The sequence below is a fragment of the Thiohalocapsa marina genome (assembly GCF_008632335.1).
In the GTDB taxonomy this organism is placed as follows: Bacteria; Pseudomonadota; Gammaproteobacteria; order Chromatiales; family Chromatiaceae; genus Thiohalocapsa; species Thiohalocapsa marina.
Genome location: NZ_VWXX01000090.1, coordinates 1 through 627 on the forward strand (window position 1 = coordinate 1; position 627 = coordinate 627).

1 protein-coding gene is annotated in these 627 nt (G+C 70.7%); it reads left to right on the top strand.

What is annotated here, in order from left to right:
* The coding region (locus tag F2Q65_RS19325; RefSeq protein WP_211354125.1) for a transposase at positions 1-627 on the top strand (627 nt) is incomplete at both ends.

A 627-nucleotide genomic window follows, 5' to 3' on the forward strand; every position in this document is an offset into this window, starting at 1 on the left:
CGAGATGCTCGCTTGGGAGAACAGCGGATTCTCACTCGATGCCGCGGTGCGCGTGGGCGCGCACGATCGCGCTGGGCTGGAGCGCCTGCTGCGTTACTGTGCCCGCCCGCCGTTCGCGCTCGAGCGTCTCGAGCTCATCGATGAGCGGCAGGTCATCTACCGGCTGCCTCGAACCCAACGCGACGGCACCACTGCGCTGTCGCTCACCCCACTGGAGCTGATCGACCATCTCGCGGCGCTGATCCCGCCGCCCAGGCGGCACCGCCATCGCTACCACGGCGTGCTCGCGCCCAACTCGCCCCTGCGTGCAGCGGCCGTCGCCTTAGGGCGTGATGCGGCTGACGACCTGAGCGCCTCCGCCGAGGCGAACCCACCGTCCGCTGCTCCGCTCCGCAACGTGCGATCTCCGGCGCGCTATCTCTGGGCCATGCTGCTGGCGCGGCTGTTCGAGTCCCTACCGCTGGTCTGCCCCAACTGCGGGGCGGACATGCGGATCATCGCTTTCGTGACCGAGGCCGCTCCCGTCGAGCGGATTCTCTTGGCTCTCGGCGAGCCCACCGAACCGCCGCCGATTGCCCCCGCGCGCGGACCGCCCGCCTGGGACGAGGATCTCGGGCCGATGCCCGA